Annotated in this window: 28 protein-coding genes; 13 read left to right on the top strand and 15 right to left on the bottom strand. The window is 59.3% G+C overall.

Features of this window, described 5'->3' with window-relative positions:
• From tldD to Q7U39_09975, 4 genes are read left to right on the top strand one after another with little or no spacing between them, the layout of a single operon-like run.
• Entirely contained in the window at nt 1-1,431 is a 1,431-nt protein-coding gene (gene tldD / locus Q7U39_09990; protein ID MDO9118278.1) for a metalloprotease TldD, read from the top strand.
• Nucleotide 1,432: 1 nt separating this feature from the next.
• Nucleotides 1,433-2,800 carry a metallopeptidase TldD-related protein gene (locus Q7U39_09985; protein MDO9118277.1) on the top strand — a complete coding sequence of 456 codons (1,368 nt, stop codon included), beginning with the start codon at nt 1,433-1,435 and terminating at the stop codon, nt 2,798-2,800.
• A gap of 22 nt (nt 2,801-2,822) precedes the next feature.
• Complete coding sequence (locus Q7U39_09980; protein MDO9118276.1) at nt 2,823-3,380, top strand: YbhB/YbcL family Raf kinase inhibitor-like protein; 558 nt, start codon at nt 2,823-2,825, stop codon at nt 3,378-3,380.
• A gap of 37 nt (nt 3,381-3,417) precedes the next feature.
• A complete protein-coding gene (locus tag Q7U39_09975; GenBank protein MDO9118275.1) occupies nt 3,418-3,897 on the top strand; it encodes a hypothetical protein in 480 nt (159 codons plus the stop codon).
• Between the two features lie 44 nt (nt 3,898-3,941).
• On the opposite strand, the gene Q7U39_09970 is transcribed toward Q7U39_09975, so the two are convergent.
• The 8 genes from Q7U39_09970 to Q7U39_09935 all read right to left on the bottom strand — a co-directional run bounded on the left by Q7U39_09970 (nt 3,942) and on the right by Q7U39_09935 (nt 11,640).
• Entirely contained in the window at nt 3,942-4,592 is a 651-nt protein-coding gene (locus Q7U39_09970; protein MDO9118274.1) for a uracil-DNA glycosylase, read from the bottom strand.
• A gap of 117 nt (nt 4,593-4,709) precedes the next feature.
• Nucleotides 4,710-5,024 carry a hypothetical protein gene (locus tag Q7U39_09965; GenBank protein MDO9118273.1) on the bottom strand — a complete coding sequence of 105 codons (315 nt, stop codon included), beginning with the start codon at nt 5,022-5,024 and terminating at the stop codon, nt 4,710-4,712.
• 13 nt (nt 5,025-5,037) lie between these two features.
• On the bottom strand, nt 5,038-6,360 hold the full coding sequence (locus Q7U39_09960) for an FAD-dependent oxidoreductase (GenBank protein MDO9118272.1): 1,323 nt from the start codon (nt 6,358-6,360) through the stop codon (nt 5,038-5,040).
• Nucleotides 6,357-7,217, bottom strand: coding sequence for a presqualene diphosphate synthase HpnD (hpnD, locus tag Q7U39_09955; GenBank protein MDO9118271.1), 861 nt, complete (start codon nt 7,215-7,217; stop codon nt 6,357-6,359). The genes Q7U39_09960 and hpnD overlap by 4 nt, the downstream gene beginning before the upstream one ends.
• Nucleotides 7,214-8,149, bottom strand: coding sequence for a cobalamin-binding protein (locus Q7U39_09950; GenBank protein ID MDO9118270.1), 936 nt, complete (start codon nt 8,147-8,149; stop codon nt 7,214-7,216). Before Q7U39_09950 ends, hpnD begins: the two co-directional genes overlap by 4 nt.
• A gap of 16 nt (nt 8,150-8,165) precedes the next feature.
• The gene (locus Q7U39_09945; GenBank protein MDO9118269.1) at nt 8,166-8,864 is read right to left on the bottom strand and encodes an HAD family phosphatase; all 699 of its coding nucleotides are present in this window, start codon (nt 8,862-8,864) and stop codon (nt 8,166-8,168) included.
• Nucleotides 8,865-8,986: 122 nt separating this feature from the next.
• Nucleotides 8,987-9,757 (bottom strand): hypothetical protein, encoded by a 771-nt coding sequence (locus tag Q7U39_09940; GenBank protein MDO9118268.1) that lies wholly within the window; start codon nt 9,755-9,757, stop codon nt 8,987-8,989.
• Between the two features lie 131 nt (nt 9,758-9,888).
• Nucleotides 9,889-11,640 (bottom strand): adenosylcobalamin-dependent ribonucleoside-diphosphate reductase, encoded by a 1,752-nt coding sequence (locus tag Q7U39_09935; GenBank protein ID MDO9118267.1) that lies wholly within the window; start codon nt 11,638-11,640, stop codon nt 9,889-9,891.
• Between the two features lie 125 nt (nt 11,641-11,765).
• Between Q7U39_09935 and Q7U39_09930 the strand changes: the two genes are divergently transcribed.
• The 3 genes from Q7U39_09930 to Q7U39_09920 all read left to right on the top strand — a co-directional run bounded on the left by Q7U39_09930 (nt 11,766) and on the right by Q7U39_09920 (nt 14,049).
• Nucleotides 11,766-12,179, top strand: a complete 414-nt coding sequence (locus Q7U39_09930) for a secondary thiamine-phosphate synthase enzyme YjbQ (GenBank protein MDO9118266.1) — start codon at nt 11,766-11,768, stop codon at nt 12,177-12,179.
• Between the two features lie 145 nt (nt 12,180-12,324).
• Entirely contained in the window at nt 12,325-13,338 is a 1,014-nt protein-coding gene (locus tag Q7U39_09925; GenBank protein MDO9118265.1) for a hypothetical protein, read from the top strand.
• A gap of 90 nt (nt 13,339-13,428) precedes the next feature.
• Nucleotides 13,429-14,049 (top strand): cysteine rich repeat-containing protein, encoded by a 621-nt coding sequence (locus Q7U39_09920; GenBank protein MDO9118264.1) that lies wholly within the window; start codon nt 13,429-13,431, stop codon nt 14,047-14,049.
• An 86-nt stretch (nt 14,050-14,135) separates the two neighbouring features.
• Here Q7U39_09920 and Q7U39_09915 read toward each other — a convergent pair whose 3' ends face one another.
• From Q7U39_09915 to Q7U39_09885, 7 genes are all read right to left on the bottom strand, one after another.
• Nucleotides 14,136-14,951, bottom strand: coding sequence for a Stp1/IreP family PP2C-type Ser/Thr phosphatase (locus Q7U39_09915; GenBank protein MDO9118263.1), 816 nt, complete (start codon nt 14,949-14,951; stop codon nt 14,136-14,138).
• Nucleotides 14,952-14,963: 12 nt separating this feature from the next.
• Nucleotides 14,964-16,364: a serine/threonine-protein kinase gene (locus Q7U39_09910; protein ID MDO9118262.1), complete on the bottom strand. Its 1,401-nt coding sequence runs from the start codon at nt 16,362-16,364 to the stop codon at nt 14,964-14,966.
• A 151-nt stretch (nt 16,365-16,515) separates the two neighbouring features.
• A complete protein-coding gene (locus Q7U39_09905) occupies nt 16,516-17,364 on the bottom strand; it encodes a PHP domain-containing protein (protein ID MDO9118261.1) in 849 nt (282 codons plus the stop codon).
• Complete coding sequence (gene folB, locus Q7U39_09900) at nt 17,361-18,302, bottom strand: dihydroneopterin aldolase (GenBank protein ID MDO9118260.1); 942 nt, start codon at nt 18,300-18,302, stop codon at nt 17,361-17,363. Before folB ends, Q7U39_09905 begins: the two co-directional genes overlap by 4 nt.
• A gap of 234 nt (nt 18,303-18,536) precedes the next feature.
• Entirely contained in the window at nt 18,537-18,953 is a 417-nt protein-coding gene (locus Q7U39_09895; protein ID MDO9118259.1) for a DUF5615 family PIN-like protein, read from the bottom strand.
• Nucleotides 18,917-19,138, bottom strand: a complete 222-nt coding sequence (locus Q7U39_09890; GenBank protein MDO9118258.1) for a DUF433 domain-containing protein — start codon at nt 19,136-19,138, stop codon at nt 18,917-18,919. Before Q7U39_09890 ends, Q7U39_09895 begins: the two co-directional genes overlap by 37 nt.
• A gap of 239 nt (nt 19,139-19,377) precedes the next feature.
• Nucleotides 19,378-19,797, bottom strand: coding sequence for a group II truncated hemoglobin (locus tag Q7U39_09885; GenBank protein MDO9118257.1), 420 nt, complete (start codon nt 19,795-19,797; stop codon nt 19,378-19,380).
• 239 nt (nt 19,798-20,036) lie between these two features.
• Between Q7U39_09885 and moaC the strand changes: the two genes are divergently transcribed.
• From moaC to accD, 6 genes are all read left to right on the top strand, one after another.
• Nucleotides 20,037-20,531 carry a cyclic pyranopterin monophosphate synthase MoaC gene (gene moaC, locus Q7U39_09880; GenBank protein MDO9118256.1) on the top strand — a complete coding sequence of 165 codons (495 nt, stop codon included), beginning with the start codon at nt 20,037-20,039 and terminating at the stop codon, nt 20,529-20,531.
• Between the two features lie 6 nt (nt 20,532-20,537).
• Complete coding sequence (locus tag Q7U39_09875) at nt 20,538-20,954, top strand: MoaD/ThiS family protein (protein MDO9118255.1); 417 nt, start codon at nt 20,538-20,540, stop codon at nt 20,952-20,954.
• Nucleotides 20,951-21,400, top strand: coding sequence for a molybdenum cofactor biosynthesis protein MoaE (locus Q7U39_09870; protein ID MDO9118254.1), 450 nt, complete (start codon nt 20,951-20,953; stop codon nt 21,398-21,400). Before Q7U39_09875 ends, Q7U39_09870 begins: the two co-directional genes overlap by 4 nt.
• A 33-nt stretch (nt 21,401-21,433) precedes the next feature.
• Complete coding sequence (moaA, locus tag Q7U39_09865; protein MDO9118253.1) at nt 21,434-22,498, top strand: GTP 3',8-cyclase MoaA; 1,065 nt, start codon at nt 21,434-21,436, stop codon at nt 22,496-22,498.
• A 50-nt stretch (nt 22,499-22,548) separates the two neighbouring features.
• The gene (locus Q7U39_09860) at nt 22,549-23,256 is read left to right on the top strand and encodes a hypothetical protein (protein ID MDO9118252.1); all 708 of its coding nucleotides are present in this window, start codon (nt 22,549-22,551) and stop codon (nt 23,254-23,256) included.
• Between the two features lie 135 nt (nt 23,257-23,391).
• On the top strand, nt 23,392-24,228 hold the full coding sequence (gene accD / locus Q7U39_09855; GenBank protein ID MDO9118251.1) for an acetyl-CoA carboxylase, carboxyltransferase subunit beta: 837 nt from the start codon (nt 23,392-23,394) through the stop codon (nt 24,226-24,228).
• The last annotated feature ends 3 nt before the right edge of the window (nt 24,229-24,231 follow it).

Genomic DNA, 24,231 nt, shown 5'->3' with positions numbered 1-24,231 from the left:
ATGGCTGATTCCGGGCAGCTCGCAAAATTCGGCATGACGGACTTGGAAGTATTCCAGGCCCTTGACCGGCTCAATGTCCGGGACGTGGACTATGCCGATCTCTACTTCGAGTCGCGGGTGTCGGAATCCGTCTCTATGGAAGAGGGCATCGTCAAACGGGCGTCGAAAAGTATTTCCCAGGGAGTCGGGGTGCGGGCGACAGCCGGAGAAAAAACCGGATTTGCCTACTCAGATGAGTTGACGAAGAAAGACTTGGAAGTCGCTGCCGATACCGCTCGCTATATTGCCAATTCTCCCAAAGGTGATCGCAGCCTGCCAGTGCCGACACAGCGACGGCCGACGCGGGATCTCTATCCCGTCGAACGGGCGAACGCCGAGGTGGCGACTGCGGATCGAGTGGCCCTGCTCAATGCGATCGATGCCGAGGCGCGGCGTTACGACCCACGGATCAAAAATGTACTGGCCTCCTTTAATACGGAATATAAAGTGGTGGCCGTGGCGACATCCGATGGCACGTTGATCGGAGATGTCCAGCCGTTGTCCCGACTTCAAGTCACATGTATTGCCGAAGAAAACGGCAACCGGCAGGTGGGATCCTTCGGCGGAGGCGGGCGGGTCGGATTTGAGTTCTATCAGGAGGAAAGTCGGTATTTGGGATATGCCCGGGAAGCGGCTCGCGAAGCGATTTTGAATCTCTCTGCGGTGGATGCGCCGGCGGGGGTCATGCCGGTGGTGCTTGGAGGAGGATGGCCTGGCATTCTGCTGCACGAGGCGATCGGCCATGGACTCGAATCGGACTTCAATCGGAAGAAGACCTCGGCTTTTTCCAACTTGATCGGGAAGCGCGTGGCCTCCGACGTCTGTACCATTGTGGATGATGGCACGCTCCCATTTCGCCGCGGCTCGCTCAATATGGATGACGAGGGCACTCCCACCGGTCGGACGGTGTTGATCGAGAAGGGGATTCTTCGCGGGTACATCACGGATAAGCTCAACGCGCGGCTGATGGGCATTCCGTTGACCGGCAACGGCCGGCGAGAAAGCTACCAAAGCATTGTGCTTCCTCGCATGACGAATACGTTTATGCTGGCCGGCGAATCAGATCCGGCCGATATCCTGAAGTCGGTCAAGCGCGGGCTGTACGCTGTGTCTTTCGGCGGGGGACAGGTGGATATCACCAGCGGGAAGTTTGTGTTCTCAGCGAGTGAAGCCTATTTGATTGAGGACGGAAAAATTACGAAGCCGGTCAAGGGAGCGACATTGATCGGAAACGGTCCGGAGATTCTGACGAAGGTTTCGATGGTGGGACATGATCTGAAGCTGGATAACGGAATCGGTACCTGTGGCAAGGACGGCCAGTCCGTGCCGGTCGGAGTGGGATTGCCGACCTTAAAGATTGATGAAATCACCGTCGGCGGGACGCAGCGATAATATGAATACCTTGCCGCAACAGCCCAACGGGTATGCGCAATTGGCCGCGGATGTGCTCGCCCGGGCCAAACAGTGCGGCGCGACGGAGGCCGATATCGTGGTTGCCGACGGAGAAACATTTTCCGTCCAGGTGCGTGTCGGCGTGGTGGATCGCTTGAGCAAGGCTCGCGAGAAGCGGTTGGGGTTGCGGGTGTTTGTCGGGAAGCGGTCCGCAACGACCTCGACCTCGGATTTTTCGATCGACTCACTGCATCGCCTGGTCGATGAGACCTGCACGCTGGCAAAGGCGGTGGTGCCGGATGAGGTGTCGGGGTTGCCAGAGGAATCGCAGATGGCGACCGACTGGCCGGATCTGGACCTCTATGACAGCACCAAGCTTGGGACCGATCAGCAGATCGATTTGGCGAAGCGGGCGGAGTCTGCGGCATTGTCGGCGGACCCGCGCATGACGAATTCGGAGGGGGGCGAGTTTGACTCGTCGTCCGGCCGAGTCGTATTGGCCAACAGCCATGGATTTGTCGGTGAGTACCGCAGCTCGAGCTTTTCTATTTCGGTCTCTCCCATCGCCACGGATGCCGCAACCGGCGGAATGCAACGGGATGCATGGTATGAAGTGCAGCGCAAGTTCAGCCTGATGGCATCCCCCGAGTCGATCGGCCAGGAAGCCGCGCGACGGACGTTACGCCGCCTTGGCGGTCGCAAGGTGTCCACGAAGCGGGTGCCGGTGATTTTCGATCAGGATGCCGCCGGAAGCCTCCTCGGTAATCTTTGTAGCGCAATTTCAGGTTATTCGCTCTACAAACGAGCCTCATTCCTCCTCGATCAACTCGGCAATCGGATCGCGTCGGAGCATCTGACGATCTACGATGACGGCCGTATGGCAGGCGGGTTGGGCTCCCGCCCATTTGACGGCGAAGGGTTGGCCACACGCAAGAACACGATCGTCGAACGGGGGGTTCTGAAGAGTTATCTGCTTGATTCCTATTCCGGCAAAAAGTTGGGCCTGCCGTCGACCGGGAATGCCTCGCGGAGTGTGGGGGAGAGTCCATCGGTCGGACCGACGAATTTCTATCTGGTTCCCGGTACGAAGACACTGCAGGAGATGATCGGGTCGGTTAAGGAGGGGCTGTACGTGACTGAGCTGATCGGATTCGGGATCAACATGGTGACCGGGGACTATTCCCGCGGGGCCTGCGGATTTTGGATCGAGAACGGAGAGCTCGCGTATCCCGTCGAAGAGATTACGATCGCCGGCAATTTGAAACAGATGTTCACCGACATTGAAACGGTCGGAAGCGACCTGGTGTTTCGTAGCCGGATTGCAAGCCCGAGCCTGAAGTTGGGCGAGTTGATGGTGGCGGGGAATTAGGATGATGAGGAGGGGACAGGCCATGCGATCTCTGGTCTGGAGTCTGATGATTCTGGCTGCACTGACTTTTCCCGGTGTGACCGTTGCCGCGGAGTTTACCCTGACGAGTCCGACGATCAAGGATCACAGTACGATCGGCAATGACCATGTGTTCAACGGGTTTGGCTGCACGGGGCAGAATGTCTCCCCGCTTCTGCAGTGGGAGCATGCCCCGAAGGACACCAAGAGCTTTGCGTTGACCGTGTACGATCCTGACGCACCGACCGGCAGCGGCTGGTGGCATTGGGTCATTTTCAACATGGCCCCCACGGTGACCTCGCTGCCGGCAGGGGCAGGCAAGTTGGACAGCTCGTCGGCACCTCAGGGCAGCATTCAAAGCATGACGGATTTCGGCCAGCCCGGGTATGGCGGTCCGTGCCCGCCACAGGGCGATAAGCCGCATCGCTATATCTTCACGCTCTACGCGTTGAAAGTGGATCAGCTTCCGCTCAAGCTGGAGGCTTCGGGGGCGATGGTCGGCTATTATCTGAAGCAAAATGCCCTGGCAAAAGCCTCATTCACGGCCATGTACGGTCGGTAAGTCAGAAGACAGCGCAGACAAGATAACGACGGTTTGTGTGAAGGGACAACAGATGGCGCTTGATGCTGAATTGGGAAAGCAAATGTTGCAGCTGATCACGTCACGCTATGACGATCGGCATTGGCGGAAGAAGATCGAGAAGATTTTGAGCTTGCCTCAGTCCGGCGTCGCCGATCCGATCCAACAACAGCTGTTCATGTATTTAAAAATCGGACTCAAGGCGTACAAGTCGCGCCGTGCTGATCCGGATGCCTGGATCATCGGCGGATATGCGACGAAAGAAGTGATCGATCGCGCGAAGTTCCAGCCTCAGCTCGTCGGTCCCGATGTGAAGAAAGAGGACGTCGCGTTCCTGGGCACCGATCCCGGCGACGAGGTGACCGAGGGCTGGTGGGATGAGATGCTGGTGCAATGGTTCGATGTGCCGGAAGAAGAGCAACCTGCCGAAGAAGAAGCAGATAAGGCGGAGCATGCCGAGTCTGCCGCCACGACAGAGGGGCAATCCTCTAAAGCGTAGTCGGTGTATCCGCAGTGCCAACCTGTGAACTGATGGGGAACGCTCTAGAAGAGATCCATTTGTGTCGGGTGCGGCGGATCGATCTGTAGAGTCAGCGCTGTCGGTGACGCGGGGGATGTGGGCTCGGCCGGTTTCGTGTTCCGGTCGAGAAACTCCTTCAGCTTTTTGAAATCCGCTTTCAACGTGTCGAGCAGTCCACCCTGATGCAGTGCCGCCGCCGGGTGGAGCAACGGGAACAGCACAAAGTCTTTCATGTAGAAGGCCTGCGCCTTGACCTTCGTGATGCCGACTTTCCGTTCTAGCAGCGTTTGCGTCGCCCAGTTCCCCAACGTGCAGACCAATTTCGGGCGAATCAGCTGAATTTGCTGCAGGAGAAACGGCTTGCAGATTTCCACTTCATCGAGTTCGGGGTCACGGTTTTCAGGCGGCCGGCACTTGATGACATTGGCAATGTAAATATCATCGCGTGAGAGATTGGCCGACTGCAGGAGGTCGTTGAGAATTCTCCCCGCCGCGCCGACAAACGGCTCGCCCTTCAAATCCTCATTGGCCCCCGGGGCTTCCCCCACGAACATGATGCTGGCATGCGGGTTTCCCACGCCGAAGACGACCTGGCTGCGGCCCAGCTTGGCCAGTTTGCAGCGCTGGCAGTTGTGGAGAGACTTGGCGAGATCCTGGAGCGGGGTGGTGGTCATGATGGCCTCGGAACCAGTTGGAGGCGGTATCTTAGGAAGGCCGCTGCGGGATGTCAATGCGCCAGGATGGGCGCAGAGCCTATGGAGCATGGCTCGAAATAAGTCGCAGGTCTCACGCTACTCCACTCGATAACCCTTGGCTGCCAGGCATGTATCGCGCATCGCGTTGATCGTCGAGAGGCCGTGCAGCGCACGCGCATGGTCAGCGGGGCTCTGCGGGCCTGAGCCGAAGGGAAATGGAGAGCTCTGGCTGTAAAAATGTTGTTCGTTGGCCAGCCGGGCTTTGTATTCACACTCCATATAATCCCGATCCACGTCGGCTCGGTTATATCCGGAGGGATGGCCGCCACGGTCATAGGGATGTGAGGCGCAGCCGGAGAGGCCGATCAGCGTGACTCCTAAGGCCAGCATGGCCGTGGTGTGAGCGAGCATGAATTTATACGTATCAGGTGAAGGAGATGGGGTCAAGACGGGAGCCGGTGATGGCGGCGACGCATCGACGTGCGCTGACGATGGCGCTCTCGCTCGAGGTGGGCCAGCCGGTATCGGTCCAGGAGCCGGCGACCAGCAGGTTCTGCACGGGGCTTTGTTGGATCGGACGGAGGATCGGTGATCCGGATGTGAGCGACAGCGCAGCCCGCGGGCGTCTATGGAGCGCGGTCGAGTGCAGTGACACTCCCTGGAGGGCAGGGAAGAGGCGCTGGAGTTCTTGTTTGGCCAGGCCGATCAGATCCGCCTCTGTCCGTTCAATAAACGGGACATCGCCGACCACCGACAATTCATAGAGGGCAGTAGAGGGATCCCCCGTGGAGATTGAAACAGATTGGAATCCCTGCCCGGGCAAGAGCACGAGGCGCGGTCCGGCCGCCGGTGCTGATCCTGTCAGATGGACGGAGATGGCGGAGAGGTCCGTCAAGTCGCTCAGTTGCGAGAAATAGCCATACCGGGTGAGCAGCCGATCCGGGAGCAGCTTCAGGAGCACGTGATGCGGTATGCCGGACAGGTACCAGGTCGCTTTGAGGCTGTGCCCATCGCCCAGGCGGACATGCTCAATACGATGCTGTCCAAATTGAATGTGGGGGAGGTCCGTTTGCGCCAGGACCTGTATGCCCAGCGTGGATAAGACGGTTTTCAATTGGCGATGCAGGCCGTGGCGTTGCGCGCTGCTGAGTTTGGTGCAGGAGGATGCGCGCGCGTCGGTGAGAAAGGGGGGCGTCAAGGCTCGTGCACAGGAGGCGGCCGAGAGATCGGTCAGTGCGTTGCCCGTGAGGAATCGAATGAGAGGCGACCAGATGTGTTCACGTGCGGATGGGCTCTGTCCGATCGATGCCAGCCAGGCGTCGGCGGTGCGCTGGTCCAGGGTGGTCGGGGCAGCGAGCTCCTGTTCCCAGATTCGTTCGAGGTAGGAGAGGAGCTGCCAGCGATCGCTCCAGGACAGGCCGCGAAACCGAACGAGTCCGGTGATCCAATGGAGTGATCCGGGAAGCGTCGTCGGCCTGTAGGAGACGATGCGTCCGTCAGGCAAGAAAAATTCAAGCGGGGTGGCCGAAGTTTGTGCCGGGGGCTCCGATTCTGGGAGGGCCCTGAGCAAGGTTTGTAGTTCTCGATGGCAGCCAAGCATATGCTCAGACGCCGAGAGATCGTCGGCCCAACTCGGGTGGTCGATGAGCGTCAGGTGATAGCCCCGACGGGCAAGTTCGCAGGCCGCGACCAGGCTTGCGAGCGAGGTGCCGAGGATGACAACAGACTCTGCGGATGGAGTGGTCACGAGAATCGGGAGCGCAGCCAGATTCCTGCGGCAATCGCTAGGCGATGACTGGTGGTCAGACGGATGCGTGGACCAAATACCTTGTACTCGGAGGCTTCGATCTTCCTTAGAATTCTGGAGTAGATCCCGCGCATGATCTCCGCCACCGTCAGGGCGCGGCGCTCGTGGGGAGGGAGAGCCATCAGGGCCGCCCGGGCTTTGTCATAGTACTGCCGGGCGCGGGCGGCTTCATGCTGCATCAACTTCTGGAACTCCGGTGAATAGGTCTGTTGCCGCAGAGCTTTTTCCGAATATTTGCAGGCTTTCAGGTCTTCAAGCGGAAGGTAGATTCGGTTTTGTGCTGCGTCGGTGCCCACGTCCCGTAGAATGTTGGTGAGTTGGAAGGCCATGCCGAGATCCACGGCGTAGTCCTGCGCCCGGGCAGAGGTCGCGCCGAAGATGTGCAGGCAGATGAGACCCACGACGGACGCGACCCGGTAGCAATAGGACGACAGCTCGTTGAAGGTGACGTAGCGGTTGTTGTGCAAATCCATCTCCACGCCCTTGATCAATTCCTCAAAATAGACCTTGGGGATCGAGAGTGCTTTCACGTGATGCGCCAAACTGATGGTGATCGGCCATGTCGGCGTGCCGTGATAGGCGGCGTCCAGCTCCGCGCGCCACTTGACGAGTTCTTCCTGCGGCTGACTGCCGGCGGGCGGTTCATCCACCGCACTATCGACCGCTTTGCAGAACGCATAGACCGTATACATCGCGCTGCGGCGTGCCTTGGGGAGAAAGAAAAATGAGTAGTAGAAATTGCTGCCGCTTGCTTTGGTGAGGGCGGTGCAATAGGCCTGGGCTTCATCGACGGTCATACGCGGGACTCCACAGTGAGCAAGGATGTCGTCAGGCGGACGGCCTGTAACGGGTTCAGATCATGGGATGGCATCGGGTGAAAGAGCGAGGCGAGCAGCTCGACGCCGTCAACGAGCCGCGGACCGGGACGGCTGAAATAGGCGTTGGCATCGAGGACATAGGTTTCGGGCCAGCGGGCGAGTTGCGCGGACCATGGCGTCCGACTGTTCTCAAAACGGCCGAGTTCATCCACGGTTCGTTGAACGGAGTATCCGCAGGGCATGATGAGCAGGATGTCCGGGTTGGCGTCCGTGACTTCCTTCCACGTGGTTTCACGCGATGGTTGATCGTTGCGACCCAAAATATCCGTCCCTCCTGCGAGCGCCACCATTTCAGGCACCCAGTGGCCGGCGATATAGAGCGGGTCGAGCCATTCCAGGCAGACCACGCGAGGGCGGATGGCCCGTTTGGTGGTGGACACGTGATCAAGTCTCGCACGTAGAGATTGGAGCAGTGCCTGCCCGCGGTCAGCCGCTCCTACTGCCTGTGCGATGCGGACAACGTCGAGCAGCATATCTTCCATTGACGTCGGATTCAGCGTCACGATCCGTGGCTCGGAGGGGAGTGCGGTTATGGCCTGTGTCAATTGATCGGGCGTGACGGCACACACATGACACAGATCCTGAGTCAAGATCACGTCCGGTCGAGCCTCACGAAGGCGTTGCTCGTTGAGACGATAGAGCCGTTGACCGGCACTCACAAGTTGTTTGACGGCTCGATCAATGGCGTCACTGGAGAGGCTGTGCTGATCGATCACCGACTCAACGACTGACGGGATGTGGCGGATGGATTCCGGATAGTCGCACTCGTGGCTCACGGCCACCAACTGGTCTGTGAGATCGAGCGCAGCAACGACTTCTGTGGCGCCGGGGACCAGCGAGCAGATACGCATTACGGTCTGATCCTCATCATTGTGCGATTGGCCATAGGCGGGTTCGTAGGTCGTCTAGGCTGGTGTCCGCCAGGCTGTGAGTGATGGCATGGGCTTCATGCAGATCTTGCGTGGTGTGGGTATTGGCGACGGCCAGCACTTTCATCCCGGCGGATTTGGCCGATCGAATGCCGGGCAGCGAATCTTCGATGACCAGGCACGACGCCGCATCCAATCCGAGATTCGGGCGTACGTGGGTCAAGCCGGCCAAGGCATATTGAAAGGGTTGGGGGTCCGGCTTGCCGCGGCTGACATCTTCCGCGCTGGTGATATGGAGGAACGCCTTCCTGAGGCCGGCTTGTTCGAGAATGAGTTCGATTTCCGGACGGAGGGCGCCGGAGGCGATCGCCAAGGGATACCGGGCGGCGGCCTGTTCGACGAACTCCCGCACACCGGGGAAAATGACGAGATGATCACGGACCGAAGCGAGATAGGCGATAGCTTTTTTCGTCATCAGGTCGTGGAGGATCGCGGGGGTGATCGGTCGTTCATTGGCCTGCAGGGCCGCAAGGAAGCAGCCGCGATCGTCGAAGCCCAAATAGTTGGCGTAGTAATCCGATTCGGTGAGGGTAATGTCGATGTCGGCCAGCGTGCGGCGGAGTCCGGCAAAGTGAAGCGGCTCTGTATTCGCGATGACACCGTCGAAATCGAACAGGATGGCGCGCAGCGTCTGCATGTCGAGTTTGAATCCCGGTTGAATGTGTCGGAGAAACAGCGGGGCGCATTATAGCACAGAGGGCGGCGATACAGGATTGTATCGCCGCCCTCTGATGAACCCGAAGTATGCGAGTCAGAAGATTACGGTTTCAAGCGGAGGCGCTTCTCAGCGATCCATCCCTTGACGCCATCGTCGCTCCGGACGGAATAGACCCATCCGTTCTGTTGGAGATCACCGTCAAGAATGGTGAGTCCGGCCCCGGGACGAACGGCCGGGCCCGGCTTCGTCCCGGCAGGATCTTGGGATAACGCGATCATCCCGCCGGCGAGGGCAGGGTCGACCGCCACCGTGACGCGTTGACCTTCTCCGAACATCGGAGACAGTGACGCGGGTGCGGGGGGAGTCGCCATTGCCGGGCTCGTCGGCATCACAGGCGGAGCCGGTGTCGCACTGGGTGCGACCGGTGCTCCGACTGGTGCAGGGGCCGAGGCCATTGGCGATGCCGGCGGCGGAGTCGCAGTCATCGGCGCGTTGGCCTGTGGAGCAGCCGGAATCGGCGCTGGCGCATCAGGCGCTGCCGGCGCTGGTTGTGCGATCGGCGCCGGCCTCGTCGCCATCTGCGGCGGCTGCGGTGTCGGGGTCTCGCCCAGTAATTGATTGACCCAGTCCATCACCATTTCCGGTTCCATCGCCACATAGGCGCCACCACCGATGAGGGCTAAGAGCAGAACCCAGAGAACGGGACGTCCACCTGATTTCTTCGGTGATTTCATGGGAGAGGACGAACGGGTGTTCGTGGTTTGTTCCAATTCTTCTTCAGTGAATTCCAAATCCGGCTCCGGTTGGCGGGCAAAAAACAGATTGGAGAGCGCACTGCCTGCGAACGACGGACCCCCAGCGACTGCGAACATCGGGCACCTCCCTGTAGCGATCATCGGCAAACGATCATATTCTGTGAAAGTACTTATCACCAAGGTCCGATGGAGTCAATTTTGTGGGGAAATTCTACCAGGGGACGGAGCTCCTGGATCGAGTCGCGACGTCAGCAGGATTGTTGCTGTGAGCAGGACAGGACCTGATCGCGTCGACTCCCAGAACGAAATACGGTGAGCCCTTTGCAGCCGAGGCGATGGGCGAGATGGAAGGCCTCGGCGACGTCTTGAGGCGTCGCCGAGGGGGGCAGGTTGATCGTTTTCGAGACGCCGCTGTCACTATGGCGTTGGAAGGCTGCTTGCATTCGTACGTGATGTGACGGCGACACGTCGTGGGCGGTGATGAAGAGCTGTCGTAGGGAAGCCGGCAGCTGGGTGAGATGTTGGATTGAGGCGCTCTGTTCCAACTCACGTTGGAGCGACGGGAGCGCCAGGCCGTGCGTTTCGGCGTGCCGTACGAATGCAGGATGAAGGCTGGCGAGTGCCATGCCGTCCATCACCGTGCGTACGAGGTGGATGCCATAGAGCGGCTCGATTCCGGCAGAGCAGTCCGCAATGATGCTGATCGTGCCGGTGGGAGCGATGGTTGTGACCGTGGCATTGCGCCAACGTTGTCGGTGTGTTTGCAGGCGGCTGCCGCGATAGGCGGGGAACACCCCGCGCTCGCGTGCCAGCTGAGTCGACGCTTCGTGAGCCTGGGTTTGGATGACACTCATCAGTTTTTCTGCGACCGTCAAGGCTTCGTCCGAGTTATACGGAATGCCGAGATGGATCAGCAGATCGGCAAAGCCCATGATGCCGAGGCCGATCTTTCTGGTGAGCGCGGTTTGGTCCTTGATGGCCTGTAAGGGGAAATGGGAGCGATCGAGTACGTTGTCAAGAAATCGCACCGTAGTTGGAATGGTGCGATGCAATCGATCGTAGTCGATCGCCGGTTTTCCTGAGCGCGTCACCACAAAGTTGGCGACGTTGATGGAGCCGAGCGTGCAGGACTCGTAAGGAAGGAGGGGCTGCTCTCCGCAGGGGTTGGTGGCTTCGATTGCACCCAGGTGAGGGGTGGGATTCGCTCTATTGATCGTATCCAAGAATACGATACCGGGCTCTCCGGATTGCCAGGCTGCCTGGACCAGTTGATCGAAAATGGCTTGCGCCGCCACGCGGCGAATGATTTGGCCTGTGTGAGGATTGATGAGCGGAATCGCCTGTTGACGTGTCAGGGCTTGCATGAATCGATCGGTGATGCCGACAGACAGGTTGAAATTAGTCATCTCAGACTGGTTCTGCTTGAGGGCGATGAATTCAAGAATATCCGGGTGATCGACCCGTAGAATGCCCATATTCGCACCGCGCCGGGTGCCGCCCTGTTTAATGACGTCGGTCGAGAGGTTGAAAACCCGCATGAACGAGACCGGACCGGAGGCGACCCCGTTGGTTGTGGCGACGCGGTCAGCCCGCGGGCGAAGCCGGCTGAAGGAAAACCCCGTGCCCCCTCCCGATTGGTGAATCAAGGCCTGATACTTCACGGCATCGAAAATCGACGCGAGCGTATCCTCAACCGGAAGGACGAAGCAGGCCGACAGTTGCTGCAGCGGACGCCCCGCGTTCATCAGGGTCGGCGAATTCGGCAGGAAGTCGAGGCGAGCCATCAGGTCAAAGAACCGCCGCGCGAGATGCGGCTGTCTGGTCGGAGGCGGGTAGGTGCGTTCGGCTTGGGCGATGTCGTGTGCGACGCGCCAAAAGAGCTGCGCCGCGGTTTCCACCACGGCGCCCTCGGGATTTCTTGCGAGGTACCGCTGGGCCAAGACAGTGGTGGCGTTGGCGGAGAGTGGCTGCGGTAATGCGCGTGGTGGCCTCTTGGTCATGATTTTCATTATAGTCCGTTTCGGGTGCGGGGCGAATCGAGTCGCTGATTCTCGCCTGCCACTTGAATCTCGGGCGGACCGTTCGGCAGAATGCCCGTCGAGACACGCACGAATAGGTTGGGCCGATGAAGTCGTATCGAGAGGAACTCTGGTTCGAGACCAAGACGCGCCGCGCCTATCTCAATATCACGCCTCAGGTCGAAGCCGTTCTCAACGCGAGCGGAGTGAAGGAAGGGCTGGTGCTGGTCAATGCGATGCACATCACCGCCAGCGTCTATATTAACGACGACGAACCGGGACTGCTCCGAGACTACGACGACGTGCTCGAACGACTTGCGCCGCACGACGCGGTGTACCGGCATAACGAGACCGGCGAAGACAACGGCGATGCCCATGTGAAGCGCCAGCTAATGGGGCGTGAAGTCGTGGTGGCGGTGACGGATGGGCGGCTTGATTTCGGCCCCTGGGAACAGATCTTCTACGGTGAATTTGACGGGCGGCGAAGAAAGCGTGTGCTGGTGAAAGTGATTGGTGAATGATGAGTGCCGTATCCCGCGGTTGGTGCCGGAAGTCCGGTCGCAGGAACTGTCTTCGCCCTTGCTCCTGCGTAGATTCTTTGGCAACATGGAGATCGTGCCATGTCGGTGAGCAAGAGTCCTTTTCCGGTAATTTGAGGAGCGTCTGATGTTGGCTTGGTCTCGTCCCGATCCGCTCACCCGCGACCTCATCCACTTGATCAATGCGCGTCGTCATGATCACGGCGACACCGACGCGGCGATCGATACGTTGCAAGCCTTTCTAGAGCAGGGGCGCGAGTCCGACCTGCTGACCGTCCTGGCTGCGCTCGATGAAGAAATGGCCGAATGGTTGTTCGATCTGCTGGCGGAAGCCAGTTGTACGTTGGCGTTGGATGAATCGACGGAAGAAAAACCGGTCTACGCCACGATGGCGGCCTTGGAGCTTCCCCTGCAAGCCAACCTCACGGCCCCGCTCAAGCTCAAAATTGATCCTATAGCCACCGCGGAGTTGCTCCACCGGCATCTGCGTTTGTCGGCCGGCACGGTGGTGCGGGTGGAATCGAGATTGCTGACCGACGCGACGCTGGAGCCGCTCAATCTTCAGATGCTGCACGACCATTTGACCTCGGTGGCAGACTCGGAGCGGACGCAAGCGATCGCCGCACGACTGTACCCGCCGGTGGAAAATACCGCGTTCTTGCTGTTTGAAATTATCGGCGCGTCCGATCCCGGGCTACCTGATTCCTGGGAGGATCGGCATCGGCGGGCGATTCTTGAAGGACTGGTCGAGCAGTGCCCTGAATTGGCGCTGGCGCCGGATACCATCGAGGTCCCGGTCTATGCGGCCTATGCGATGTTCGATGCGCAGAATGCGGTGCGTATCCATCATTTGGCCGATGAAACGGCGGCAGTGTGGCGGGATCTCGATCCATTGGTCCGGTCGCGGACGGTCGTACACCTGCATACGCAATGCGGCAACGGCGTCTATATGCCCGTGTGGACCGATCTGTTTGATCCGGAACTGCCGGAGGAGCATGGACCGGTCTGGACGTCTCCGGATGTCTGGGTGTTCACTGCCGACTTGCCGATCGAATGGCCCGGTGAAATGCTGACCAATCGATTGCTGGCAGAGGGCTGTACGAGGTTCGAAAATCATATCGTCGAGACGTCGGAGAACTAATCTCTCCCAGAGCGTTCTCTCTTGCGCACTGTTCAGAATCTCTCCTTTCGGTGCTTTTCTTCAGATGTTGTCCTATCCTAGGCCTACATCATGCCGAAGCCATCATCATCAAGCCGTCTGACGGCCATCCTTGTGACCATTGTCGGGTTGGGATTGGTATGGGGACTGGTCTGGGCGAATATGCCCACCAAAGATCAGCTCCATGCATCCGGCGTTTCGTCTCGATTGATGAAAGCCACTCCTCCGACGCCCGCGCTGGACCTGAGCATTCCAGGGGTGCCGGCGCCGGATGCACCGGGCTCGCGTCGAGTCGTCGTCAACGGGGCGGAGATACCTCAACCCGAGCAGGGCCTGGGGGGGGCAGCCGTTGCATTAGATCCCCGCGCAAGGCAAATCGCGGAGATGAAATGTGAGGCCGAACTGCAGCAGGCCTGTCCCGATAGCCTGCAAGGCGAGGATCGCCGACGTTGCATGGAGCAGCGGACCAAGCAGCTTCCGTCCCCGTGTCAGTCGATGATTCGCCAGCAGCTCGTGCGGTGGAAGGAACGGTCCGGCCATGCGGTGGCCTGTGCGGATGATGTCAAACGCTTCTGTCGCGAGGTGCCGTCAGGAGAGGGGCAGATGTTGCAGTGCTTGCAGGATCACGCTCAGGACGTGTCGGACGGATGTTACGCAACGTTACCTAAAGGCGCACTCACCCTCAGGAACTAGCCAGTCTCGATCACTCAACGATATCTATTCCAGATCCCAGACTACTCGAACCAGGGTCACGCGACGTCCCGGTTGGTGAGGTGTCGCTACATGGCCAGTCGTTGACGGAGCCGATTCCACATCGGCTGCTCCATGGCCTCATGGACGGCCACAGTGATGACCGTCGTATTATCGTCTCCGCCGGCATCATTGGCGAGGGCGACCAGTTGCCGGGCTGCGTCGTTCAGGTCATCGGTTTGCGTGAGGACATTGAGGAGCCTCGTTGTCCCGACGTATTTTGTCAGCCCATCCGAACAGAGCAAGAGACGGTCACCTACCTGCAGCTCCGCCTCGCCGATGGTAATGTCGACATCCGGTGCCACTCCCACGGCGCGGGTGACGATGTTGCGCTGTGGCGATCGCTCGGCTTCGGCTTCAGTCATCAGGCCGGAGCGCACCTGTTCGGCCACCCATGAGTGATCGGCGGTCAGGGGTTGGATGGCGTGGGCGCGGACCAGATAGAGGCGACTGTCACCGACATGGGCGAACGACATCAGCTGGTCTGCAAGCAGCACCGCGACGACGGTCGTTCCCATTCCGGCCCAGTCCGGATTTCTGCGCCCCTCACGATGAATGACGCGATTGGCATCGCGAATCGCGCTGAGGAGGCGATTCCCTGAGAGTGACATGGTGGGGTCGGATTGGCCGATCAACGGGAACGCAGGGTTCTGTGATGCTTCATTGATATGGCGATGGATAGTTTCGACCGCGAGGCCGCTGGCAATCTCGCCGGCCTTGCTGCCGCCCATGCCGTCGCAGACGATGAAGAGCCCTAAGGTGGTGTCGGTGCAGTAACGATCTTCATTATGCGATCGTCTGCGACCGATATCGGAGAGGGCGCTATGGGTGACGGCCAGCGGCATGGGCTCCTCAAGTTAAACGGTCTGGCCTTGCAGGCAGGCGCGCAGTTCCTGGGCAAACTCGGCCGCCCGTCGGAATCGCATAGCCGGATCCTTTTCGAGTGCTTGGTTGAGCACGTGTTGGAGAGCCGGAGGAATGTCCGGACGGATGACCTTGATAGAAGGGTGGGGATTATGGGCAATCGCAAAGAGCAAGGCGGATAAGTTATCCGCAGTGAATGGGGGGCGGCCGCTCAGCATTTCATAGAGGACGACTCCCAGCGAGAAGATGTCGGATCGCCCGTCGACCTTTTTCCCGGCAATCTGTTCCGGCGACATGTAGGTAGGAGTGCCGAGCACAATGTTGGTTTGCGTCTTCGACGACGATGCCATTTTCGCAATGCCAAAATCCATGACTTTCACCGTCGCGCCTTTGGTGATCATGATATTGGCCGGCTTGATGTCGCGGTGTACGACGCCTTGCTGGTGGGCATAGTCCAGGGCGTCGGCCACGGTGGCAAGGATCGGAATCAGTTTGTCGAGGGGCAGCAGGTTGGGTTTGCGCGACCAGTGCTTGAGCGTCGTGCCCTCCAAGACCTCCATAGCGATGTAGCCGAGCTCCTGTTCTTCCCCCGCATCGTAAATCGTGACGATATTGGGATGTGTGAGCCGGCCGGTCGATTCCGCTTCACGGAAAAACCGGGTCTTCACTTCCTGGAGCTTTTCCGCATCGTCGATCTCGTCCAACCGCATGGTCTTGATGGCCACGAATCGTTGAATCGTGGGATCTTTGCCCAAATACACGACCCCCATGGCTCCGCGTCCGAGTTCCTTCAGGACCTTGTACCGTCCAAGCGTGGCGGGGGGAGATCCATTGTTGGGCGAATCTGCGGACGCTGAGTCAGACGTTTCGGAAGGACCGGAGCGTTCCTGCACGTCATGACTCTCGTCGACGGTCTGAGGCGTCTTCTTCTGACTGCGTGTCGGCGCAGGGGCGGTGAAGTAGTGATGGAGGGCGTCGATGTTGAGTAGCCACGCCACAGTCAGCCAGAGTCCGGCAACGACCAGAGTGGCGGCATAGCCGAGGCTGTATCGCTGGATGCCGAAGTCTTCAATCAGCGATTGTCCGACCACTTGCATGGTCTTGTCCCCGACAATGAGGACCACGATCGTGGTCAGAGGAAGGACGATGCGACTGACAAAGGTGAATCCTCGCCCGTTGTCCGGCATGTGGCGGAAGGCATGAAAGGCCAGGAGCCAGAGTGTGAGGAGGCCGGTGCCCTCAGCGATGAGACGAATCGTTTGCGGACCCGTCAATCCGAGGAGGGTCAGCGGAAAGTGTTCGGCAAACGGCAGCTTGCTCAGGAGTGGCCCTGCAAACAGGGCCACGAATGAGACGATCGCGAACTGAATGAGCCAGCCAGATGCGTGTGTCATGGATAGGTTCAGTGAGAAGCTGCCCAAAGTCTAGCGGATAGGCCCGGAGAGTCAACGAATAGCGGGAATCACACAGGAAGAGCGGGTTAGCAGGTTGCAGAGAAACTCGGTGAATGAGTAAACGTGGCAATGATGCTTTTTCAGCACCCTGTTAGAGCTGCGCGACGGCGTCCTTGAGTTTCGGGAGCAGATGATCCGGAACATGCAGCGAGCCCTTCCCGGTTCCGACCTCGATATCGGGTTTGGTCATCCCGTGAAAGTCGCTGCCGCCCGTGACCAACAAGCCCAGTTGTTTGGCGAGACTCAAATACGTGCGGGTCTGTCGAGGGGTGTGAGTGCTGTAGTGGACTTCGACTCCGTCCAGCCCCTGCTCTTTCAGCTGACGGGCTAAGTCGGTCAGCGTCCCTTCGGTCGTCTTGACCCAGGTGGGGTGCGCAAGAACCGCCAGCCCGCCTGCATCCTTGATCCAGCGGATCGCATCGGCAGGGGCGGGGAGATCGCGCGGCACATAGGCGGCCTTACCTTCAGCCAGGAACCGGTCAAACGCTTCTTTGGCGGTCGTTACGACCTTCTTGTCCATGAGGACGCGGGCGATATGCGGCCGGCCCACCGAATCACTCCCGGCGACGGCCCGTACTTCATCGTAGGTGATATCGATCCCCGTGGCTTGCAGCAGTTCGATGATCTTGGGATTGCGGCGGTGACGGCTCTCTCGAAGGGTCAGCAGGCGCTCGTTGAGTTGGGCATCTTGCCATCTGAGGAAATAGCCCAGCACATGCAGTTCCGATGCACCGTGGCGCGAGCTGATTTCAATTCCGGGGATGATCTCAATGCCGAGTGCCTGTCCTGCCGCCATGGCCTCAGGAAGGCCGGTGGTGATGTCGTGGTCGGTAATGGCCAGGGCGGAGACGCCTGCCTCATGGGCAAGCCGGACGACTTCAGCTGGGGACTGGCTGCCGTCTGAATGGGTGGTGTGTAGATGGAGATCGATGCGGCTCATGTCGCGTGAGCCGATCGCAGCGGCTTCTGGGCCACCAGCTGAGCGGTATAGGTCGAGCGAGGGCCTTCGACACCGTCGTGCGGCCCTTCATCGTAGTGCAGAATCTGAAGCGTCGACGTCATGCGCAACAGTTCATTGTGGGACAGGCAGAACTCCCACCGGCGCGGATGTTTGTGATGTGTATAGTTATCGATCGTAAAGGTCTCATAGACCAACATGCCGCCGGGTTTGAGCGCATCGATGAGAAACGGAAAGAGCGATCGATGCAGATAGAAAAAGACGATGATCACATCATGCGTCTCATGGCCGAATCCAGGGTCGAATGGCGCCGGTTGCTCCAAGTCGATCGTCCTGGTCTTGATCGGGGGGAGTGCTTTTACCGCAGCGGATGCAGCAAGCTGGGTAAGGGTGGCTTCGTCGCGGTCGATCGCTTCGACGTGATAACCCTGTGCGGCGAGGAATAGGGAGTGTCGGCCTCCGCCTGCTGCAACATCCAGAGCCTTGCCTTTAGGGAGGCGGGGCAGCTGTTCGACCAGAAACGGGGCCGGCTTCGGTTCAATGCAGCTGAGTTGTTGCGCGAGCCTGGTTCGTTCGATCCTGATGCCGACGGAGCGGGTCACCTGGCTGATAGGCGCATGGAGTTTACGAAGCCAGAGATTTGCCCGTTTAATGGGAAAGTCTGCAAACAGCATGGCGAGGAATCGCTCCGCCATGGTTTCCAGTAAGCAGGCCTCCTGCATCGTGCCGATCTCGACGAGGCGTTGCGCAATCTTCGCATAGTCGATGGTGTCCGCGAGATGGTCCGAGTGGCCGGCCGGATCGAGGGGCGCATCCAATTCCACATCCACCGCCAGCGGCTGAGGTTTCGCCCGTTCTTCCGCGGTAACGCCGCAGCGGCCACGGAATTCCAATCGTTCAATGATGATGTGTGCTGACATGCGGGCATTGTCGGGGATCGGATTTCAAAGAGTCAAGGAGGGGCGGGTGCGCCCCGGTCGGTTTTCTTGCTCGCTGAGCCCCCGCGATGAAGCGGCGGTCGCTCAATGCGCGCAGTGAAAACCAACCGGGGCACACCCTTGGGGGAGGATATGGGGAATCGGAAAATGATTGGGGCAGTCAGCACAGTCTTCTTGCTCGCTGCCCGCGCGCCAGTCACGTGCTGTTTCTTTGTGTCAGATGGAATTGTCCTGAATGGCTAGTGGGAGACGACGGAGACGAACGCGGGAGTCTTCGATTGTGACGAGTGCGCCCTGCAGCAGATCGTGCTCCAGCACCGGGAGGGTCCGTTGGAGGATGGAGTTGACGAACTCGACTCGTACGGAGCTCAGACGAAGGGTGACGAGTGACGGATATTGGCGTCGAGACAGGGCAATGATCGCCGTCATGTCGAGGTCCTGGGTCAGGATGATTCTTTGATCCTGCGCGGCCCGTTCGACAATAGATTCATCGGAGGCGGTTGCGGGGAGAAGGTCGGTCACGCGAAGGGCATCATGACCGAGGGAGCGCAGGAATTGAACGGTGCGAGGGGCGATGTGGAGATCGGCCAGCAGCCTCATGAGGCTGCGGATGTCTGCTCGCCAGCCAGCCATGCGCCGTATTTCGCTGCCTGATAGACATCCTCAAGGACCAATTCAGGATATTCCGCCACGATCTCAGCTGCCGTATAGCCATCTCCAAGCAGCCGTAGGATAAAGTCTACCGTCAGGCGGAGACCGCGGATCGTTGCCTTGCCCCCACAGACCTGCGGATCGATATGGATTCGGTCTAGCACCATGCGAAGAAGCCTACCCGATTCGTGGAACCGCTGCAAGTAAAGAGGCCTGTGGGTGCGCCCCGGTTGGTTTTCTTGCTCGCTGAGCCCCCGCGATGAAACGGCGGTCGCTCAATGCGCGCAGTGAAAGCCAACCGGGGCACACCCTTTGGGGAGGGAAGAGAGGAAAAGGCAGGTGCGGTCTTCTTGCTCGCTGCCCGCATTTCTTTCGCCCTGGTCTTGTCGTATTCCTGATACGGTTGTCAGGCTTCCCCCGCGTTCACTTGCCTGACTCGTTCCGCCGGGATGCTGAGGGCGGCCAGGAGATAGTCCTTCAATTCGGTACTGTAGGGCTGGGCGGCAAGGGCTCGCTGCATGCACAGCAGCCAGGCGTCGCGTTCCTCGTATCCGATCGGGAACCGTTTGTGCGCGCCGGGAATGCTGATCGGTCCATAGTACTGCTGAAACAGCCTCGGGCCACCAAGCCAGCCGCTGAGAAAATACGTCAGCTTCTTGCGCGATTCGGTGAGATCCTTCGGGTGCATGTTCCGGATGATCTGGGCTTCGGGCAGCGTATTCATATTGACGTAAAACTCGTCCACCAACTTCGTGAGGCCCTCAAGTCCGCCTGCCGCTTGGTAGGGGGTGATCTCAACGCGATCTTTCTGCTCGTCGTCGGTCATATGAATCCTTGATGACGTGGGCGGAGAAGTCGAAAGGGTTTGAAAGGGGTTGTTTGATGGGTTGACGATAACCTTGAGGGGTTACTCTTCGCAACCTCTGACAATTGTGAGGGTGAAGTTGCTTCTTCCACCTGCGTAGATCCAGCCCGCATGTCTTCTTCCCCGCTTGACCTTCGTTTCTTGCGGAACTTATAATCACCGATCGGCGCAATGTATAACCAGCTGATTCATTGAGAGAAATGGCTGAGTTCACACACTTTAACGAGTCGGGCCGGGCGCGGATGGTCGATGTCAGCGCGAAAGACTCGACCGAACGGGTCGGGACTGCGCAGGCGACGGTCGTGATGCTGCCTGCCACGCTGGAGAAGATCCAGCGCGGGAAGATTGCCAAGGGCGATGTACTCGCCGTGGCCCAAGTCGCCGGGGTGATGGGGGCCAAGAAGACTCCCGACCTCATTCCCATGTGCCATCCTCTCTTGATTACTAGCGTCGATATCTCCTTTAAAGAAGAATCCCAGCCGAACCAGGCAGGCCTCTGCGCTATCCACATCTTTGCGACGGTGAAGACCACTGGGCAAACGGGAGTGGAGATGGAAGCGATGACAGCGGCGTCCGTAGCGGCGCTCACCATCTATGATATGTGCAAAGCGATTGATCGCGGGATGAGCTTCACCGACGTGTGTCTGCTCTCAAAGTCCGGTGGGAAGTCGGGAACCTACACGAGGCCAGACTGAACCATTATGGTTACGATTAAGCTATTCGGGATGACGAAGATGCTGGCCGGCAATCAAGGCTCTCTCTCTCTGGCATTGACGAATGGGCGACGAGTGAAAGACTTGGTTGAGCTTCTTGATGGCGGATATCCGCAGATCGGTGAACTCATCCATAAGAAGAAGGTCCTGGTGTCGGTCAATCAGGAGATTGCCCACGAGGAAACGGAAATCCGGGACGGCGACGAGATTGCGCTATTGCCTCCCTTCGCAGGTGGATCACCCCAGGATGTTGAAACTGACTGCCAGCTTCGTTCTCGCGACGCTCAGGGGCTCAACGTACCGAACCGCGTACGCCTCGCCCCCTCGCTTGCTGCGGCCTCGCTGGGCAGCCAGTTTGAACATCCTGTGACACTGAAAGCGATTTGCGGAGGAGATACTGTATGAGTGACGTGCAGCCTCACAGTGATGAGATGCTCGTTCGGGTGCAGCGGGAGAATTTCTCCATCGATCAGGAGCTCGAGCGGGTGAAGCGCCGGTCGAAGCGGATCGGCGGGATTGCGACGTTTCTGGGGATTGCCCGGGATCGTTCCAAAGGGCGGGACGTCGACAGCATTACCTTCGAACATTACGAAGGGATGGCGGAGAAGAAGTTGCGCGAGATCCGCGAGCGGGCGCTGAAAGATTTCGACATCCTGGAGTTGCTGATCATCCACCGGTATGGAGAAATCACGATCGGTGAGAATATCGTGCTGATTATCGCCGGCGCTGAGCATCGGGCGGAAGCGTTCCAGGCCTGCAAGTGGGCCATCGACGAACTGAAGCAGATTACTCCGATTTGGAAGCTCGAGCACACGCCTGAGGGTGAGGTGTGGGTGGAAGAGCATCCGTAGTCTCTCGTGCGTAACGGGCGATGAGTAACACACATGTCGCAGTTGCCTGACAGTTTCGCTCCTTCCAAAGTGGTGGATGCCCATGATCGCCCGCTGGGCAGTTTGCGGCTCTCCGTCACGGATCGCTGCAATCTTCGCTGCCAGTACTGTATGCCCGAAGAGGACTATGTCTGGTTGCCGCGCGAAGACGTCTTGAGCTTCGAGGAGATGGCGACGCTGACTGGCTATTTTGCCGACCTCGGCGTCGATAAGGTCAGGCTGACCGGCGGTGAGCCGTTGCTGCGCCGGGACTTGTCTCGTCTCGTCCGGCTGCTCCTGCAAGACCGGCGGATTGCTGAGATCGCCCTGACGACCAACGGTATTCTGCTCGCGGATAATGCGCAGGAGCTGTATGAGGCCGGACTGCATCGAGTCACGGTCAGTCTGGATACATTGCGCCCTGAGCGCTTCCGGCAGCTGACGCGGCGGGATGAGTTTGCGCGGGTTATCGAGGGGATTGAGTCGGTCGGGCGTGTCGGTTTCACCGGGCTCAAGCTCGATACCGTGGCGATTCGTGGATTTAACGATGACGAGCTGGTGGCGCTGATCGAGTTTGCGAAGCACTATCGGGCCGAGGTGCGGTTCATTGAATATATGGATGTCGGCGGGGCCAATGATTGGGCCATGGCGAAAGTGTTGTCGCAGGCAGCCATCCTTGAGACCCTGACGCAGCACTATGGTCCGATTGTGCCATTGCCTGGGCGTGGGACCGCGCCGGCTCAGCGGTTCTTGTTGCCTGACGGAACCACCTTCGGCATCATCGCGTCGACCACGCAGCCGTTCTGTTCGACCTGCGACCGGAGTCGCGTGACCGCCGATGGCATGTGGTACTTGTGTCTCTATGCGTCGAAGGGGGCGGACCTTCGGCAGCCGATGCGAGCCGGTGCCAGTCCTGACCGGATGCGCGAGTTGATCAGCGCGGGCTGGCAGGGCCGGCGCGATCGGGGTGCCGAATCGCGCAAGGCTTTGGAGGAGGTCGGGTTGCGCAACGGCAAGCTGATCGGGATCGATCAACTCCGGGGCGATCCGCACTTGGAAATGCATGCCCGTGGCGGGTGATCTTCTGCCCGCACAACCGATGTCCGAGTCCCTCGCCGGTAAAGAGTCTCATGCTTGAGTCGAATCTTCTTACCTTTCTCGGCGTCGGGTTCCTGCTCGGGCTGCGGCATGCCCTCGATGCCGATCACTTAGCGGCGGTTTCGACGGTGCTGGCCGAACGCCCCTCGGTGCGAGCCTCCGGACTCGTGGGCCTCTGGTGGGGAGTTGGCCATACTTTGACGCTGTTGCTGGTCGGGGCTGTGGTGCTGGTCTCCGGTGTTCATATTCCAGAACCGTTTGCCTTGTTAGCCGAAAGCGGCGTAGGGTTGTTGCTCGTTGTGCTCGGGGGCACGCTGGCGCTCAAGCTGTTCCGTGAGCGCTGGCATCTGCATCGTCACGTCCATGACGGCGAGCCGCATGTGCATTTGCACAGCCACCGTCGCCGCGAGGATCATGCCCATCCGCATTGGGCCAGGCAGTCGCTCCGGCCTCTGCTGATCGGGATGGCCCATGGTGTGGCCGGGTCCGCGGCTTTGATGCTGGTGATCGTATCGAACACCAGCGGCATCGGACAGGGATTGCTCTACATCGCGGTGTTCGGTCTGGGTTCAATCGGCGGCATGCTGATGATCGGGCTGACCCTGAGTGTGCCGGTCATCTATTCACGGGCCATCGGCCAGCGGGCGTTTTTCGCGGTGCAAGGAGCTGCGAGCCTGGGGAGTGTCGGGCTTGGATTGTGGATGTTGTATCGATTGGTCCTCTCTCCGGAGGGGCTCTAGCTCCTCTTCCTCTCGACGTGTCTTCCGTGTAATTGCACGTGAATCGTTTTGATGGCTATGCTATTCTTCCGTGCGTTCCGATGCGTGTATTGATGAGCATTCGATCGTGATCGTTTGAGCGAAGAGGATACGAGTATGGCCTGGTTTAAAAAGCAGAAAGCGACGGGCTCTGAAGTCCCGCCACGGTCTAAAGGCGCCGAGGGGATGTGGCTCAAGTGCAACCACTGCCGGGAAATTGTGTATCGCAAGGAAGTCGATCGCAACAACAAGGTCTGTCCGAAGTGCGACTATCATTTTCCCATTTCCGTGATGGAGCGGATTGCGTTGCTCGTCGATCTCGGGACGTTCAAGGAGTGGGACGCGGAGTTGGAAGCCAAGGATCCGCTGAATTTTCACGATACGAAATCCTACAGAGATCGGGTCAAAGCGCAGCAGGAAAAGACCGGGCGCAAGGACGCGTTGATGATCGGCGAAGGGTTGGTCGAGGGGCAGTCGGTCGTCTTCTGCGTGTTCGACTTCAGCTTTATGGGCGGGAGCATGGGATCGGTCGTTGGCGAAAAGTTTTGCCGGGCGGTCGATCGGGCGCTGGAGAAGAAGCGTCCCGTGGTGTTGGTGACGGCCTCGGGCGGTGCGCGCATGCAGGAGGGAATTCTGTCGTTGATGCAGATGGCGAAAACGTCGACCGCCGTGGCGAAGCTGGGCGAAGCCAAGCTGCCGTTTATTTCCATCCTGGCCGATCCGACCTTCGGAGGCGTGACGGCCAGCATTGCCATGCTGGGCGATGTCATCATTGCGGAGCCGAAAGCTCTCATCGGCTTTGCCGGTCCCCGCGTGATCGAGCAGACGATCAAACAGCAGCTGCCCGATCAGTTTCAACGGGCGGAGTTTCTTCTTGAGCATGGGATGATCGATATGATTGTCGAGCGCAAACAGTTGAAAGAAACGCTCAGTACCCTCGTCGCGCATTTCTAGTGC

Source organism: Nitrospira sp. (genome assembly GCA_030653545.1).
Lineage (GTDB): Bacteria > Nitrospirota > Nitrospiria > Nitrospirales > Nitrospiraceae > Nitrospira_D.
Note: the sequence above shows the minus strand (reverse complement) of the source record. Positions and strands in the feature narration are given on the sequence as shown.